The organism is Endozoicomonas sp. ISHI1 (assembly GCF_024606225.1).
Classification (GTDB): Bacteria; Pseudomonadota; Gammaproteobacteria; order Pseudomonadales; family Endozoicomonadaceae; genus Endozoicomonas_A.
The window spans coordinates 13,953-29,767 of sequence record NZ_JAGRPU010000056.1 but is presented as its reverse complement, the minus strand read 5'-3'; the positions used below and the strand labels follow the sequence as shown (position 1 = coordinate 29,767).

12 protein-coding genes and 2 tRNA genes are annotated in these 15,815 nt (G+C 45.1%); 4 read left to right on the top strand and 10 right to left on the bottom strand.

The window, feature by feature from the left end:
* Positions 1 to 598: 598 nt before the first annotated feature.
* The 3 genes from KBW69_RS21600 to KBW69_RS21590 all read right to left on the bottom strand — a co-directional run bounded on the left by KBW69_RS21600 (position 599) and on the right by KBW69_RS21590 (position 4,078).
* Complete coding sequence (locus KBW69_RS21600) at positions 599 to 991, bottom strand: hypothetical protein (RefSeq protein ID WP_257282239.1); 393 nt, start codon at positions 989 to 991, stop codon at positions 599 to 601.
* A 250-nt stretch (positions 992 to 1,241) separates the two neighbouring features.
* A complete protein-coding gene (locus tag KBW69_RS21595) occupies positions 1,242 to 2,054 on the bottom strand; it encodes a formate/nitrite transporter family protein (RefSeq protein WP_257254730.1) in 813 nt (270 codons plus the stop codon).
* 254 nt (positions 2,055 to 2,308) lie between these two features.
* Complete coding sequence (locus tag KBW69_RS21590; RefSeq protein ID WP_257282238.1) at positions 2,309 to 4,078, bottom strand: DEAD/DEAH box helicase; 1,770 nt, start codon at positions 4,076 to 4,078, stop codon at positions 2,309 to 2,311.
* Between the two features lie 124 nt (positions 4,079 to 4,202).
* Between KBW69_RS21590 and KBW69_RS21585 the strand changes: the two genes are divergently transcribed.
* Complete coding sequence (locus tag KBW69_RS21585) at positions 4,203 to 4,862, top strand: XRE family transcriptional regulator (RefSeq protein WP_257254732.1); 660 nt, start codon at positions 4,203 to 4,205, stop codon at positions 4,860 to 4,862.
* 149 nt (positions 4,863 to 5,011) lie between these two features.
* Here KBW69_RS21585 and KBW69_RS21580 read toward each other — a convergent pair.
* The 7 genes from KBW69_RS21580 to mutY form a co-directional block, all read right to left on the bottom strand.
* Positions 5,012 to 5,087, bottom strand: a tRNA-Phe gene (locus KBW69_RS21580).
* 40 nt (positions 5,088 to 5,127) lie between these two features.
* Positions 5,128 to 5,203 (bottom strand) — tRNA-Phe (locus KBW69_RS21575).
* A gap of 146 nt (positions 5,204 to 5,349) precedes the next feature.
* Positions 5,350 to 5,568 carry a hypothetical protein gene (locus KBW69_RS21570; RefSeq protein ID WP_257254633.1) on the bottom strand — a complete coding sequence of 73 codons (219 nt, stop codon included), beginning with the start codon at positions 5,566 to 5,568 and terminating at the stop codon, positions 5,350 to 5,352.
* 20 nt (positions 5,569 to 5,588) lie between these two features.
* Positions 5,589 to 5,861 carry an oxidative damage protection protein gene (locus KBW69_RS21565; protein WP_257254632.1) on the bottom strand — a complete coding sequence of 91 codons (273 nt, stop codon included), beginning with the start codon at positions 5,859 to 5,861 and terminating at the stop codon, positions 5,589 to 5,591.
* Between the two features lie 54 nt (positions 5,862 to 5,915).
* Positions 5,916 to 7,400, bottom strand: a complete 1,485-nt coding sequence (locus KBW69_RS21560) for a YdiU family protein (RefSeq protein ID WP_257275944.1) — start codon at positions 7,398 to 7,400, stop codon at positions 5,916 to 5,918.
* A gap of 145 nt (positions 7,401 to 7,545) precedes the next feature.
* Positions 7,546 to 8,442 (bottom strand): acyltransferase, encoded by an 897-nt coding sequence (locus KBW69_RS21555; RefSeq protein ID WP_257275946.1) that lies wholly within the window; start codon positions 8,440 to 8,442, stop codon positions 7,546 to 7,548.
* 91 nt (positions 8,443 to 8,533) lie between these two features.
* Complete coding sequence (gene mutY, locus KBW69_RS21550) at positions 8,534 to 9,598, bottom strand: A/G-specific adenine glycosylase (protein ID WP_257254629.1); 1,065 nt, start codon at positions 9,596 to 9,598, stop codon at positions 8,534 to 8,536.
* Between the two features lie 426 nt (positions 9,599 to 10,024).
* Here mutY and KBW69_RS21545 point away from each other — a divergent pair, with 426 nt between their 5' ends.
* The 3 genes from KBW69_RS21545 to KBW69_RS21535 all read left to right on the top strand — a co-directional run bounded on the left by KBW69_RS21545 (position 10,025) and on the right by KBW69_RS21535 (position 15,526).
* Positions 10,025 to 10,918, top strand: a complete 894-nt coding sequence (locus KBW69_RS21545; protein ID WP_257282237.1) for a TDT family transporter — start codon at positions 10,025 to 10,027, stop codon at positions 10,916 to 10,918.
* 223 nt (positions 10,919 to 11,141) lie between these two features.
* Complete coding sequence (locus KBW69_RS21540; protein ID WP_257282236.1) at positions 11,142 to 13,256, top strand: hypothetical protein; 2,115 nt, start codon at positions 11,142 to 11,144, stop codon at positions 13,254 to 13,256.
* Between the two features lie 197 nt (positions 13,257 to 13,453).
* Positions 13,454 to 15,526, top strand: a complete 2,073-nt coding sequence (locus KBW69_RS21535; protein ID WP_257282235.1) for a hypothetical protein — start codon at positions 13,454 to 13,456, stop codon at positions 15,524 to 15,526.
* The last annotated feature ends 289 nt before the right edge of the window (positions 15,527 to 15,815 follow it).

Below are 15,815 nucleotides of genomic sequence, written 5' to 3'. Positions count from 1 at the left end.
TCCGCTTTTCATCGCCGCAGGGTCGTTGATTGCTCCTGCATAAACGACACTTCCACCATCCCTGGTGGTCGCGCTCGGAAGTGAAACGACACATACCTGGGCGGCCCCCACCGATGGTAGTGTGGGGTTTCCCCATGTGAGAGTAGGTCATCGCCAGGCATTGAATAAAGCAAAACCCCAGTTGAGTGATCGGCTGGGGTTTTTGCGTTGAGGCCAGTGAAACGCACATACTTGGGCGGCCCCCACCGATGGTAGTGTGGGGCTTCCCCATGTGAGAGCGGGTCATCGCCAGGCATTGAATGAAGCTGACCCCCAGTTGAGTGATCGGCTGGTTTTTTTGTTTTGTGGCAAAAAAGCGGCAGAAGAACTAAAGACGGACTGCGATAAATGCTAAGCCTGTGATCAACCCGAGGGTAGGATTGCTGGCATTCATAATGTAGAGAGCTGCGGGTGTATCAATAGGGACAAACAGGCGGCGAAAAAGTCGGGAGGTTTTTGCTGAGCTTTAATTATCTACGGCTAATCCAAAAGAGAAGATTAACAAACGGTTAAGTTTTTTCACCACAGAGGTCAAGAGAGTAAGAAGTGGCGTTTTTGCTCAATCGTATCTTGCCACTCTCAATGGTGGCGGTTCAGGTTTTTGGCTGGGTTCTGTAACAGCAACACTCTCCAGAAAATCCATGATGCTCTGAACATCTTCCAGTTCACCTTCTTCATTCCAGAGTACTGCGATGGAACCTGTCCGGAAGGCGACTCTTACAGCAGAAGCAGGCAATTTGGAGAGTATCTCAGAGCTGACTCTGGTGTTTTCAGGCCAGTGTCCATCGGCTTTCTCCAGAACAATGAGCGAGTCATTGTCTTGAGCAAGAGACACTGTGGAATACTCAAGCCAGGGGCTTTGTTTGATGCTGGCAGCTTCAGGTAAAAGATCTTCGTCTCTGATTTCCCGGCAGGTAAAGCCAGACAGGATGGCCTTGTTTCTGAGCTTCATGCGTCGCCTTTCCGATCTGGAAGGTAGGAGCAGCATAAAGTTACCAATAATAGACAGAGCAATGAGTGCGACAATCCAGATCATGTTTTTATGTTAGAGGCCAAAAGTATAATAATATCGAATAACATCACAAATATCGTGGATATATAGATCTAAAAAATCGATGGGTCGGGGGGATCGTTCAGTTCTTGTTTCTCAATGCAGCATCTGCGACTACCTCTTGAATAAGAGAGGTAGTCGCACCGTTGTGTTATGCCAGTTCGCGCTCTGGGCTGGTTCGTACATGGGTCAGATAAAGTGGCAAACCAACCAGAAGGAAACCCCCTACCAGATTCCCCAGAGCAGTCGGTAGCTCATTCCAGATCAAGTAATCCATAACAGTAAACTCACCGCCCATAATCATTGAGAAGGGGAAAAGAAACATATTGACGATAGAGTGCTCAAAGCCCATGAAGAAAAACAGCATAATGGGCATCCACATGGCTACCATCTTGGCACCTGCAGAAGTTGAGATCATGGCACCGACAACGCCCATTGATACCATCCAGTTGCAGAGCATTCCCCGAACAAAAATGGTTAACCAGCCAGCAAGACCGTGCTCTTGGTAGCCTAAAGTTCTCGACTCACCAATGGCGGAGACCTTCGCAGCTATTGCTCCACCATCAATGCTGTAGCCGTAGGTCAAAATAAACGACACAAAGAAAGCGGTAGTCAGTGCTCCGGCAAAGTTCCCCAGAAATACCAGCCCCCAATTCCTGAGAAGCCCTCTCATATCGACGCCGGGTCGTTTATCAATTAACGCCAGGGGAACCAGGGTAAAGACACCAGTCAGCAAGTCAAACTTCATGAGATACAGCATGATAAAACCGATCGGGAACAGCAGAGCTCCAATTAGCGGGGAGCCAGTATTGATAGTCACTGTAATGGCAAAGATGGCAGCCAGCCCCAGAATAGCTCCTGCCATGAAGGCCCGGATAAAGGTATCTTTGGTCGACATAAAGATCTTGGACTCACCGGAGTCCACCATTTTTTTAACAAATTCATCGGGTTCGATATAAGCCATATAGTTCCATCTCGCTTTATTTATTATTCGTCGAGTCCTTTGCAGCAAGAAAGATGCCTGACCTTTGATCTGTCTCTTAACATTCTGTTTTTTAATAAGTTAACCACTTACAGGATGGTCAACGCTACAAGAAGGGAATTGCGGGGAAGGAAGAGAATCGGTGCATTTTTGTGTAAACGTGCACCAAAGATGGAAAAAGTGCTGGTGCTCTTTCAGACGTATATCCTGAAGGAAATTAATGAACGACAAAAGCCTTATTCTGCGTTATAAGCCTTTCGATAATGACCTTCATAGTCGAAAAGCTTATCAATGACCGACCAATAGTGTTTCTCTTTTTGAGCAATCACGAAGTCAGGTTTGCGAAATTTCTTTTGCTGACGAATAACGGCATCCACGGACTTTGCCCTGAAAGGCTCAGCACGGTTAATCAAAGCATGCTTGCCAAAATGATGATAAAAAGCACCCTGTTGAGCAGGGGTATCCAGGCGGAAATACTCGCAGACTTCGGCTCCGTCTTCATCGTAGTAGGTAATTTTGATTCTGGGGTTATTGCCCCCGGAGTCAGGTTCCAGCGTCATGCCAGAGCAACGAAGAACCATGCAGTCTTTCAGGTTAAGGGCGTCTCGCAGTTTTTTATCCGGATCAACCAGTACTCTTCTGCATTGATGGCACTTTCTGGCGGCAATATCGTTCTCTGCACCGCATTCTTCGCACTCCTTGAAGCGATAGCGGAAGTCACATTGAACCATTTGACCTTCAAACTCTTCAATGCCCTGACAGCGGCGGCCATAGTGTTCAACCAGATCACCGTCGTTGTCGAGGATGCCCCAGAAGCTGTTCTCATGGCCACAGGCAGGACAGGGAACCGTCACCGGAACGGATTGGGAGTCTGGCTTTGGGCTACCTATTTCAGGGCTGAACAGATCATAGCGATTTCCGGCAAAGTCTATCACCAGACAATCTTTCTTGCTTTCTGCCAGACGAAGCCCGCGGCCCACAATCTGTTGATAAAGACTGACAGACTCTGTGGGGCGAAGAATAGCGATCAAATCAACATGAGGGGCATCGAAGCCGGTGGTTAATACTGACACGTTGACGAGATATTTGATCTTCTGAGCCTTGAAAGCCTGAATCAGGTTGTCACGCGCCTGAGTGTGCGTGTCACCAATAATCAAAGCAGATTCAGATTCTGGCAGATAGCCTATTATTTCCCGGGCATGATCCACGGTGGAGGCGAAAATCATGACGCCTTTTCTGTCTTCTGACGCTTTCATAACCTGGGTGATGATCTGTTTCGTTGCCCGCCCTTTGCCTTTCAGAAGCTTGTTCAGATCCGCTTCGCTGCAGCGACCAAAACGGTCTCTTGATAAAAGGCTAAAGTCGTAAAAAATAACTGGAGCATCGATTAAAGTTGCGGGTGTCAGATAGTGATTTTTGATCATGTACGACAATGGAAGTTCATAGATACAGCTTTTGAAAAATCGCTTTTCAGCCGTTTTCAGGGTGCCTTTTTTGTTTCCAGGCAAGTAATGCTGATAAATCCAGCCCATTCCAAGCCGATAGGGTGTAGCCGTTAACCCCAGTATTTTCAGCCTCGGATTGAGCGTTTGGAGGTGCTCTATGACCCTGTGATAACTGGAGGTTTTCTCCAGAGAAACCCGATGGCACTCATCAATGACCAGTAGCGAGAAATGATCGTCATCAAACTGATTCAGGTTTTTGGCGACCGATTGAATACTGCCGAATACAACCTGCTCAGAAGCTTCCTTCCTGCCCAGGCCGGCACTGAAAATGGAGGCTTTCAAATCATAGCTCTCATACTTGGCATGATTCTGTTCAACCAGCTCTTTGACATGAGCCAGAATCAAAACCCGGCCACGGGCAATTCGCCCCAGTTCACTGATCACCAGACTTTTACCTGCACCTGTGGGCAGAACCACAAGAGCAGGGTCGTCACTTTTGCGAAAATGCTGTATCACTTTGGAAACAGCTTCTTTTTGATAAGAGCGTAGCCGGAAAGTCATTGATTGATTATATAGGTCCTTGATAAAAGGCTGAACAGCGAATGACTTTTCATATCTATATCACTGGCATCAGACCTGCTGTTGTATAATCAACCCTTTATTCTTTTTCAGGACAAAGCAGGGTATGGCAAACGCTTTCGCACGTCGATTTCAGTTGATAGTTGATCGTCTGACACAGGGTAACAAAAAACAGTTTGCCGAAATGACAGGTAAATCCGCCTCTCATATCTATAAAATCTGTCGGGGTACCAGCCGCCCTTCCATGGCTTATCTGGAAAGTCTCTATGATGAGTTTCGGGTAGACTTAAACTGGCTGCTGACGGGTAATCAAAACGACAGTGGACAAATCTCTGATACTTCAGACAGTAAAGAAATTGTCTTCACTCCTATGTTTGATGTGCAGGCCAGTGCAGGGATGGGCTCTGTAGTGCAAGGTGAAGATGTCAGCGACTATTTTGCCTTTAATAAAGCCTTTCTGAGCCGACAGCTGGGCGTTTCCGGTGAAAACCTGGCATTTGTCACGATCACTGGTGACAGTATGCTTCCTACTTTTCGGGACGGAGACCAGGTGTTGGTAGATATGTCCCGGAAATCAGTTCAGAGTGAAGCGGTTTATCTTATTCAGACAGACGATGGTTTGATGGCCAAGCGGGTCAAACAGGTACAGCATGAACTGGAAATAACCAGCGATAACCCTGAGTATCCCGGTTGGAATATTGATCTGAAAAAGCTGGAAGAGAATCCGGTAGTGGGCAAGATCATCTGGTGTGCCCGGGCGGTTTGAGCACTATGGTAGGGGTACAATTTTCAATATCGTTGAGCCAGAAAAAGCATTCTGTCATGCTAATCCGCTATAGCAGAATTGGCACTAAGGAAGCAGTGTCCCCTGCAAATAAAAAAGGGTTACGATTGCTCGTAACCCTTTTTTATATATGGTGCCTAGGGGCGGAATCGAACCACCGACACGCGGATTTTCAATCCGCTGCTCTACCAACTGAGCTACCCAGGCCAGAATGCTTTTCGACTAGCACCATCATCGTGAAGACAGATGGTGCCTAGGGGCGGAATCGAACCACCGACACGCGGATTTTCAATCCGCTGCTCTACCAACTGAGCTACCCAGGCCTTTCACGTAACCATGTGCGAGGCGTATTAAACGGATTTCACCCCTCTGAGTCAAGTCGGCTATGCTGATTTTCCGTTTTTTGAACGAAAAAAGTGGTGTGGATCAACTGTTTAGAGTCACAATGCAGCTGGCAGAGTTTATTTTGTTATTGAAAGACGACATAGTCCGCCAATTCTTCCAGGGACTCCAGTTCAGCTATTTCTTCAATCGGTGCCTGCCCCTTTTCTTCCTTGTAAGTCTGATAGGCTCTGGTATCTATAACAATGTCGCCATTTTCTTCCTGAAAGAGGACAGAGTGGTCGCTGATGGCAGAGAGAATGAGCTTCTTTTTGTTGTTAGAGATAGAAATGTCTTTGATGTTCATAGGTCAGGCTCCTAATCAGTTTACTTCTGTTCAGGTACAAAACCTTCGGCGGCATCATAGTCTTCACCGGCGAAAAACTTATCCATCTGTTCGGTCAGGTATTTGCGGGTTTCAGGATCCAGCAGACTGAGGTGTTTCTCGTTAATCAGACGAGTTTGGTGGGCTTGCCATTCACTCCATGCAGACTGGGAAACGTTCTCGTAAACCCACTGGCCTTTGGGGCCTGGCAGAGGTGGCACAGCAAGGCCTTCGGCTTCTTTCTTGAGTTTTACACAGTGTACGGTACGGGCCATGGGTATCCTCTTTCTCACAATCAGTAATAGGGTGGCATCTTAACAAACTATTCGTCAGGACGAGCAGCTGACTTCCAGCTTTTTACTCCACTCAGGGGGCTTTTGAGCATAATGTCCCAGATCAGGATGCTCATCATAGGGTGACTGCAACACTTTCATCAATTGGTCGATTTCACTGTAGTCCCCCTTTTCCGCCTTCTCGATAGCCGTTTGGGCGAGATAATTTCGCAGAATGTATTTGGGGTTGATTTGTTTCATTCGTTCGTGGCGCTGCTGCTCTGGCTCCGGGTTTCGACGAATCCTTTCATCATAGCGTTGCAGCCACTTTTTGAGGAACTCAGGTTCACTGCACAAAGCAATGAATGCTGATACGCCCTGACCTGCACGGTAATCCGACAAGGTACGGAAAAACAGGGTGTAGTCCAGTCGTTGATCATGAAGTTGCTGCAGAAGATCCCTGATCAGATCTGAGTCTTCAGGTTCTTCTTCCTGCAGCCCCAGTTTCTCACTCATCAATGAAAGATATTTGGTTGAGTAAAGCGCGGGATAGCTGTCCAGTATTTTTTGAAGAGTAGATATATCTTCGAGCAGAGGCAAAAACGCCTGTGCCAGTCGGCCACAGTTCCAATAACCGATATCGGGTTGCTGGCTGAAAGCATAGCGGCCGGAATGATCAGAGTGGTTACAGATGAAGTGCCAGTTGAAATCATCCTGAAAGCCGTAGGGCCCGTAATCAAAGGTTTCGCCGAGAATGCTCATGTTGTCGGTATTCATTACCCCATGGGCAAAACCGTTAGCCTGCCAAAGGGCAATCATATGAGCGGTTTTCTCTACCACAGCTTTGAAAAATAAACTGTATTTGTCGTTTTTATCGGGCTGCCCGGAAAAATCAATTCGCTCGGAAAAATAGTTCTGAATGGTAAATTCGACCAGAGTTTCAAGAGCTTCGTGTTGTTTGGTGTAGTAAAAATACTCAAAGTGACCGAAACGGATATGAGTTTTTGCCATTCGCAGCAAGGTAGATCCTCGTTCCTCCGTTTCACGGTAAACCGGAGTGTCGCTGGTCACCACACAAAGGGCACGAGTGGTCGGGATACCCAGATGGAACAAGGCCTCAGAGGCAAGGTACTCACGGATGCAGGAACGTAAAACGGCCCGACCATCACCGAATCGGGAATAGGGTGTCATGCCTGCCCCTTTCAAATGGAGATCCCATATTTCACCTTTTTTGTTGATCACTTCCCCCAGAAGCAAACCTCGCCCATCGCCCAGCTGAGGGTTATAGCTGCCAAACTGATGTCCGGAGTAGATCATTGCCAAAGGGTCGGAATCTTCGGGAAATATTGAGCCTCCACCCATCTGGGTCAACTGCTCTTTACAAGTGTCGCTCAGCTCAAGATCTAGCAGATCAGCGGCTTTCTGACTCACGGCGACCAGCTTGGGATTATCCAGAGGAGTGCCCTGAAGACGGGTATAGAACACGTCTGGCAGCTGGCCAAAGCGGTTATTAAAGTTGAGCTGATCCAGGCTTGTTCTCATTTAGATATTTTCCATACAGAGGACGGAAATGCCACCACTCCCTGTAGCGGCATTGCTGTGGTCAAAGAATACCTGAGTATTTTACTAGGAAATTGACTTGTGTGGGAGAGTTCTTCAGGAAACGGCAGACGACGTAATAGCGCTTTTAAGGTTGACCCATTTGTTGCATGAGCTGATCTTTTTCTTCCCAGAGATCATTAACCCATGCCTGAAAGTCATTACGAAATTCAGCATCCTGCTGGTAGCTGCGACCTATGAACGATTTCGGGATGGTTCGTTTGTCAACATGGATACTGACGCTTTTAATTCGACCACACAGGAAGTCCCAGAAACCCAGCTGGCCTTTTTGATGGTAAACAATGGTGATGTTTAAAAGGGTTCTCACCTGCTCACCCAAAGCTCCAATTACGTAACTGATACCGCCAGCACGGGGTTTCAGCAAATGTTTGAAGGGGGATGACTGCTTTTTGTGCTTCGCCTCGGTAAAACGGGTGCCTTCGAGGTAATTGACGATGGATACCGGCATGGTTTTGAATTTTTCGCAGGCATTAAGGGTGTTTTCCAGATCTTTGCCACGTTTTTCCGGGTGTTTTTCAAGATAGGCTTTGCTGTAACGCTTCATAAATGGGAAGTCGAGAGCCCACCAGCAAAGACCTATAACCGGAACGAAGATCAGTTCCTGTTTGAGAAAGAACTTCATCAAGGGGATTTTTCTGTTGAGCAGCTGTTGCATCAGCAAAATATCGGCCCAGCTTTGATGGTTGGAGGTGATCAGATAATAGCCATTGGGATTCAGGTCATTCAGACCGCTGATATTCAGATGAGTTCCTGTCAGTGCTCTCATCCAGAGGGAGTTGATGCTGATCCATAGCTCAGCCATAAAGTGAGCCATTCGTCCCATCAGGCGACGAAAGCCTTTTAAGGGGACGATGAGTTTTAAAAGAGAAAAACAGAGCAGCGGCACGCTGAGCAACAGGGTGTTGATGATCAAAAGGGAGGCAGATAAACACCCTGTAACGTATTCTTTAAATCGACGGATCATGTTGGACTTGGCGTTCTTTATTGGGGGTTGCGTAGTTTAACTCGAAACTTTTTTCATCTCTAACCCGGAACTTTCACCCCGCTGATCGCCTCTACAGAGTCCTCATGATTTTCGTTAACAGTTTACTGACTGGAGCTGCCAAGCCCAGCTCGGACGGTTGATCAGGCTGAAACCAGTGCCATCGATCTCCATCCGCTACCGAAGAGGCTTTGGCAGCAAAGGATTTGACCGGAGTGATATCCAGGTGATAATGGCTGAATGTGTGTCGAAATGAAGACCATTCTTCAAAATCTTCCAGACTTAATCCGGTTTTGTTTTGAGCGGCACCAGACAGCTCCTCATCGATCTGGATTTCCGGAAAACCCCAGAGTCCTCCCCAAATACCTGTAGGTGGTCTTTTTTCCAATAGAACCTCTCCAAACTCGTTGATCACCATTAACATGATTATCGATCGTTCCGGCTTGTCTTTTTTAGGTTTGGGTTCGGGGTAGCGGGTTTCTTCTCCGGCTTTGTGGGCCACACAGTTTTGCTCTAATGGGCAAATCAGACAGGAAGGTTTGGTCCGGGTGCAAATCATTGCCCCCAGATCCATCATCGCCTGAGTGTAATCTGCATTGCGATGATGTGGGGTAAACCCTTCGGCAATACTCCAGAGTTGTTGTGCTACTGCAGACTGTCCGGGCCAACCAGAAATGGCCTGATAACGGGCCAGTACTCTCTTAACATTACCGTCCAGAATCGGAGCACGAATACCCATACTGATGGACGCTATCGCTCCGGCAGTCGATAAACCGATTCCGGGTAACTGAGTTAATTCTTTAACAGAGCGGGGAAACTCACCGGCAAAAGTATCCATGACCATTTTTGCCGCCTTGTGCAGGTTTCTGGCTCTGCTGTAATATCCGAGCCCGCTCCACAGATGAAGCACATCATCGATTTCCGCTGAAGCCAGGTCTGCAACCCCGGGAAAGCGTGACATAAAATTTTCAAAGTACGGGATGACAGTAGTTACCTGGGTCTGCTGCAGCATGACTTCGCTGATCCAGACCCGGTAAGGGTTGATGTTTTTCTGCCATGGCAGGTTCTTGCGGCCATGACCATCAAACCATTGGAGCACTTGTTGGCTGAAGGCGTCACTATTGCTATCTGGCGACATATTGGGTGTCTGGGTTTAAGAGTTTAGTGGTGCATTCTACTATGAAAAGTACGATGGAATGGCCTCCTAATCTCATTTCATAGCGTTTTTGTATCTGCTTGCACTGAAAAGTGGAAACATGAACTTCTTTACTTTATTCCAATCTTTTTTCTGCCCAGACCCGTTTTTGCCGACAGTTCAGAGTCTCCTTAAAGTATAAATTTTGTTGATTGACATTATTTAAAAGTTTGAATTTTCTTATTCTGAAAATACGTTATTTTGTTCATATATCTTTCTAAGAACTGCTCAAACAGCCGTGGGCTAAGAAAAGCCATGAGCGAATGACTGATACGCTCGGTAATAAGCACGATGAATAAGACTGAAAATCCAGCTCGCACAACTGGCCTGGTATCAAGACTGAGCCGTGTTCCTACTCCTCTTGGAGGCTTGGCTTTAGGCATTGCCAGCCTCGGCGCCGCCTGGTCTCTGGTCATGCCAGATCATTCTCAGGGACTTAAGTTAACCGCTGCTCTGATTGCCGCCATACTGGTCATCAATGTGATGCTGAAATTTATTCTGCACCCGCACCTGATTCGTGAAGATCTTTCACACCCTGTCGTCAGCAGTGTTATGCCAACCTGTGCCATGGCTGCTATGGTGATTGCTTCTGCTCTCATGCCCATTTCCGAATTTGCGGCACGCGCGCTCTGGGTAGCGGCCGTGCTAACTCATCTGGTATTACTGGCAGGTTTTGTGACCAAGCGGGTTAGGGACTTTGATATTGAGCATATGGTGCCCAGCTGGTTTGTACCTCCTGTTGGTATAATCGTGGCTGCGGTCACGAGTCAGGGTATGGGCTTTGAGCCTCTGGTCAAGATGCTGTTTATCTTTGGCCTGCTCTGCTATTTCATAAAGCTGCCCATCATGTTCTACCGCCTGATCTTCAAGAGCACTATTCCTGATGCGGCGCTGCCTACTTTTGCCATTATGGGTGCACCAGCCAGTTTGTCTCTGGCGGGTTATCTGACCATCACCGATAATCCCAGTCTGATCATGATCAGTATTCTGGCGCCACTGGCTATTTTTATGACGGCCATGGTGTATATGGCTTTCATTAAACTGCTGAGGCTGCCATTTTCACCTGGCTATGCCGCTTTCACCTTCCCAATGGTGATTGGTGCCACAGCATTGCTTAAGCTGGAAAGCAAAGTAAATGGTGTCTTTGCTGATCTCTTTTATCAGCTGGGGCTTATTGAACTCGTGGTGGCTACAGTCATTGTCACTTATGTTGCTATTCGCTATATCCTCTTTTATCTGAAGCCCCGCCCACAATTGGCATAACCTGAACAGAAAATAACTGGCTTGATCCATGTGTCCTGCCAGTCTTTTTTGAGTCCAACAGACTTCTATTACGGCTCTGCTGAACCATCCCATCTCGCTCAGAAGGCTCATGCAGTAGGTTAGCGCTGGGCAATATAAACCAGGATTCTTGAATTTTTTTGGAAATTAATAGTCCAAAGCACATGAAGCTTAAAAAAATTAAATACAGTCAATGGAGTGACTAATGAATATAAACTCTTCCAGAACAGATGCATACGGGCTTCATGAAAGCAGCCTTGTTAAAGAAAACGTTGGTGATGAGTTTGATTCAGGGCCGAGCGAAGTCAAGAGCTTTTCAAGAAAGCGCAGGGTTCAAGATAAATCCTCTGCGTTGGTAAAGCAGATACGACGACTTGGTTGTTTTCTGTCAGGTTGCAGTCGTCAGATGCCCAATCAGACTATTCCCGAGCGAACCGTTTCCCATTGGATTGCTACTGATGTTTGTGAGGTTGCAGATGTAGCCAGTAGCAAGGTGAACGTGACGTTTACCGCAGAGGAAGCGGCTGAACGTTTTCGAAATACCATTGAAAATCTTATACATACGTTGAAATATGACGAAATCGCAATGGAATATCTTGAAGATGATCAAAGAGAGGCAATAACCGGGATTTTTATTGATTTTATTTTATGTCAGGAAGGTCTGGTTCATGACCGGTGCTTTACGTTTGAAAGCAGTACCGATAAATATGTGGCTGGCAAGACCATCGGCCTTATGAGGATTGAAGAGATAGAGTCTTACCTGAATGCTATTTTTACCGAACAGGCAGCAGAGGCATCGAAATTTAATAAGCTTAGATTACGTTATAGCCTGGGTGACATGCTGATTGATTATCTTAACAAAAAAGAGAATGTACCGGATGATGTTACTCCAAAGGTTAAGGCTTCAGTTGACTTTCGCGTCTATGAAATTACGTACGAGAAATTGCTGAAGGAGATTTATCCATTTTTTCAAACCCTTCTTGCTGGAAGAGGCTTTTTTTCTGAGTTGGGCGTTGTCTTTAATTTTGCCGTCAAATTCAGGCAGCAACTGATTGATAGTGCTTGTGTACCGCTAACATCCAGCAATATGTTAACTGTTGGTCTGCGCACCAACGAAAGTAATATGAGAGAGTATTTTAATCAACATGTTATGGATGTTATTTTTTCCGGGCGCTGTGATGGTATTGTTAACGCCATGTTTGATGACACTTCTTTTGGAACTGACAATGAAGCGAAACCGGCAAACAGACCAAACCTTAAATTCGGTGAAGAGCTTGAATATGACGTTAAAGATTCCCGAGCCCGGCTTGATGATATTTTTACATATCGACTCAAAGACAAAGGGATGTGTTATCGTCGTATCGCTGACGAACGTGGTACACGATATGGCTTTGATGATAGCTTCACCGTACTCCCTTTTTATGACTCCCAGAGTTGGTTTGAAATAAACTGCACGCCTTATCATTCTGGTGACCAGCTTGCGGAATTATCTTTTGAGAAGGTGATTGAAGTCACTGATTCAATGCGCAAGGACGGATTGATTGATTATAGTTCCGGGCATAAACACGTCGATGCCTTGAGTGCTATTCAGGGTGATACCGGTGTGCTTCTGGCGATGGAGTCAGAGATCCAGCGAAACCCTTTTTTACTGAGAGCATTTGGAAATAATGATCGTATTCTGGAGAACGATGAAGCCAGATGGTATAAAACATTTGCTGATTACAATCCTGACACAAAACCATTTGCCGTAAAACGGTTAAATACGATCATTGACCGATACAATAAAAAAATACAAGAAAATCATACTGAAAATCCAAGCCATAAAGGGAGCACTGATTCGGAAAAAAAAGAAAAGCTTGAGCAATTTGCACATTTTTATAGTCAGCTTGTTCATATGACAACTATACAAAAGGGTCTTGGTTATATTTGTTTTGATATAATGGAAAAATATATGGCCATGTCTTTATTGCATATTACCGGAGCAAACAGAGTCAATAAATTATCTACGCTGGAGTTTCGTTTTTTCCGATGTCCGAAAACGGTTCAGGAAATCAAATTAATTAACCAATTTTTACACGCCTGGTTTCAATATATTCATCAGTGCAGAAAGGATAAAATCCCTTTGCAGCCTGTCCCTGAAAATATCCAATCCTGTAAAGATTATACGGCAGAGGAAGTTCAAGCCAAAACCATGGAATACCTCAGGACATTAGGGCTGAATCCGGAGGATTATCGCTGTTTTTGGGGCGAAGTAAGGGATATTTCGTCAGCGGCTGCCTGGATGCAGACCTTAGGTTATGGACTTTTAAGTCAGATTTGATGCTGGCGTGGAGGTGATTGCCCCACTCTCCCTTCAGGCATTCCGCCTCTGCTAAAACACATTCCATCTGGATCAACAGACTCATGCAGCAGGTCAGCGCTGGGAAAGATGAACGATTGTTCTGGAATTTTTTTAGAAATTAACAGTCTAAAGCACACATAGCTTAAAAAAATCAAATGTGTTCAATAGAGGGATTTATGAATATAAACAAAAGCAAAACAGATAGTTACGGATTTCATCAAAGCCACCTTGCTGAAAAGAATGATGAAAGCTTTGACTCAGAACAAAAAGTATTCAAAAGTTTCTCAAGAAAGCTACGGGTTGAGGATACATCCTTTGCATCGGCAGAGAACCTAAGAGGGCTCGGCTCTATTGTGTCGGGTTGCGGTCATAAGATTGCCAATCAGACGATTCCCGAGCGAAAAGTTTCCCACTGGGTTAATTCTCATGATTGTGAGGCCATAAATTTAGCCGGACTCAGCGAGACGTTTACCGCTGAGGAGGTGGCTGAGCGTTTCCGAAGGACCATTGAAAACCTCACGCATTCACTGATATACAAAGAAATCGCAAGGGAACGTTATGAAGATGTTCAAAGAGATGAATTAACAGAGATTTTTATCGATTTTATTTTATGCCAGGAAGGTCTGGTTCATGATCGGTGTTTTACTATTGAAAGGAGCCCCGAGAAATACGTGGCGGCTAAAACCATGAGCCACGAGCGGGTTGAAGAGATACAGTCTTTTCTAAATGCTATTTTTTCCGAATGGGCAGCAGAGGAAGCGAAAGCTTGTTGGCCTGGAATACATTACAGTTGGGAGGATATGCTGGTTGATTATCTTAAAAAAAAGGAAAACGTACCGGATGATGTTACCCCAAAGATTGTTCCTTTTGGTAACTTTTGGCATAAAATCAGGTTCGAGAAATTGTTGAAGGAGATATATCCATTTTTTCGAACCCTTCTTGATGGAAGAGGCTTTTTTTCTGAGTTCGGTATTGTCTTTAATTTTTTCGTAAAATTCAGGCAGGAACTGGTTGATAGTGCTCGTGAACCTTGTAGAACCAACAAGTTAATCATTGGTCTGCGCGAGAACAGAAATAATATGAGAGAGTATTTTAATCGACATGTTATGGATGTTATTTTTTCCGGGCGCTGTGATCGCATTGTCAAAACCATGTTTGATGACTCCTTTTTTGGGACTGACAATGAAGCGAAGGCGTCAAATAGACCAAACCTTAAATTGGGTGAAGAGCTTGAATATGATGTTAAAAATGAGCTTTCCCGTACACGAGGTCGGCTTTGTGATATTTTTTCATCTCAACTACCAGAAAAAGGGATGACTTGTCGCGCTATCACTGACAGTCGTGGTGTACACTATGGTTTTGACGATCGCTTTACCGTAGTCTCTTTTTATGACTCGTCTGCGTGGTTTGAAATAAATTGCACGCCTTACCATTCTGATGATCAACTTGCGGAATTATCTTTTGAGAAGGTGATTGAAGTCACTGATTCAATGCGTAAAAAAGGATTGATTGATTATAGTTCCGGGCATAAACACGTCGATGTTTTGAGTGCCACTCAGGGTGATACCGGTGTGCTTCTGGTGATGGAGTCTGAGATTCAGCGAAATCCTTTTTTGCTGAGGGCGTTTGGAAATAATGATCGTATACTGCAGAAAAATGAAGCCAGATGGTACAAAACATTTGCTGATTACAATCCAGACGCAAAACCTTTTGCCGTAAAACGGTTAAATACGATCATTGACCGATACAATAAAAAAATAGAAGAAAATCATACTGAAAAGCCAAGCCATAAAGAGAGCACTGATTCGGAAAAAAAAGAAAGGCTTGAGGAATTTGCACATTTTTATAGCCAGCTTGTTCATATGACGAGTATACAAAAGGGTCTTGGTTATATTGATATTGATATAATGGAAAAATATATGGCTATGTCTTTGTTGCATATTACCGGAGCAAACAGAGTCAACAAATTATCAACGCTGGAGTTTCGTTTTTTCCGTTGTCCGAAAACGGTACAGGAAATCAAATTAATTAATCAATTTTTACACGCCTGGTTTCAATATATTCATCAGTGCAGAAAGGATAAGATCCCTTTGCAGCCTGTCCCTGAAAATATCCAATCCTGCAAAGAGTATACGGCAGAGGAAGTTCAAGCTAAAACCATTGATTACCTCAGGAAATTAGGGCTGAATCCGGAGGATTATCGTTGTTTTTGGGGCGAAGTTAGGGATATTCCTTCAGCAGACATTTGAATGCAGATTCCGGTATAAAATCAGATTTGATGCGGGTCTGGAGGTGATTGACCCACTCCACTTTCAGGTATTCTGTCCCTGCTGAACCATTCCATCTCGATTAACACGTCAGCAATGAGCAAGTTAAACTATCGTTCTGGAATTATTTTGGAAATTAATAGTCTAAACACGTATGGCTTAAGGGGATTAAATGTGTTCAATAGGGGGATTTATGAATATAAACACTACCGGAACAGATGCTTACGGGCTTCATAAAAACAGTTTTGTTGAAAAGAATGATGAAATTTTG

Excerpts from the sequence above, each read along its gene's own strand:
- KBW69_RS21555 (WP_257275946.1), bottom strand. The coding sequence starts at position 8,442 with ATGATCCGTCGATTTAAAGAATACGTTACAGGGTGTTTATCTGCCTCC.
- KBW69_RS21600 (WP_257282239.1), bottom strand. The coding sequence starts at position 991 with ATGAAGCTCAGAAACAAGGCCATCCTGTCTGGCTTTACCTGCCGGGAA.
- KBW69_RS21565 (WP_257254632.1), bottom strand. The coding sequence starts at position 5,861 with ATGGCCCGTACCGTACACTGTGTAAAACTCAAGAAAGAAGCCGAAGGC.
- KBW69_RS21590 (WP_257282238.1), bottom strand. The coding sequence starts at position 4,078 with ATGACTTTCCGGCTACGCTCTTATCAAAAAGAAGCTGTTTCCAAAGTG.
- KBW69_RS21540 (WP_257282236.1), top strand. The coding sequence starts at position 11,142 with ATGAATATAAACTCTTCCAGAACAGATGCATACGGGCTTCATGAAAGC.
- KBW69_RS21560 (WP_257275944.1), bottom strand. The coding sequence starts at position 7,400 with ATGAGAACAAGCCTGGATCAGCTCAACTTTAATAACCGCTTTGGCCAG.
- KBW69_RS21585 (WP_257254732.1), top strand. The coding sequence starts at position 4,203 with ATGGCAAACGCTTTCGCACGTCGATTTCAGTTGATAGTTGATCGTCTG.
- KBW69_RS21570 (WP_257254633.1), bottom strand. The coding sequence starts at position 5,568 with ATGAACATCAAAGACATTTCTATCTCTAACAACAAAAAGAAGCTCATT.
- KBW69_RS21535 (WP_257282235.1), top strand. The coding sequence starts at position 13,454 with ATGAATATAAACAAAAGCAAAACAGATAGTTACGGATTTCATCAAAGC.
- KBW69_RS21595 (WP_257254730.1), bottom strand. The coding sequence starts at position 2,054 with ATGGCTTATATCGAACCCGATGAATTTGTTAAAAAAATGGTGGACTCC.
- mutY (WP_257254629.1), bottom strand. The coding sequence starts at position 9,598 with ATGTCGCCAGATAGCAATAGTGACGCCTTCAGCCAACAAGTGCTCCAA.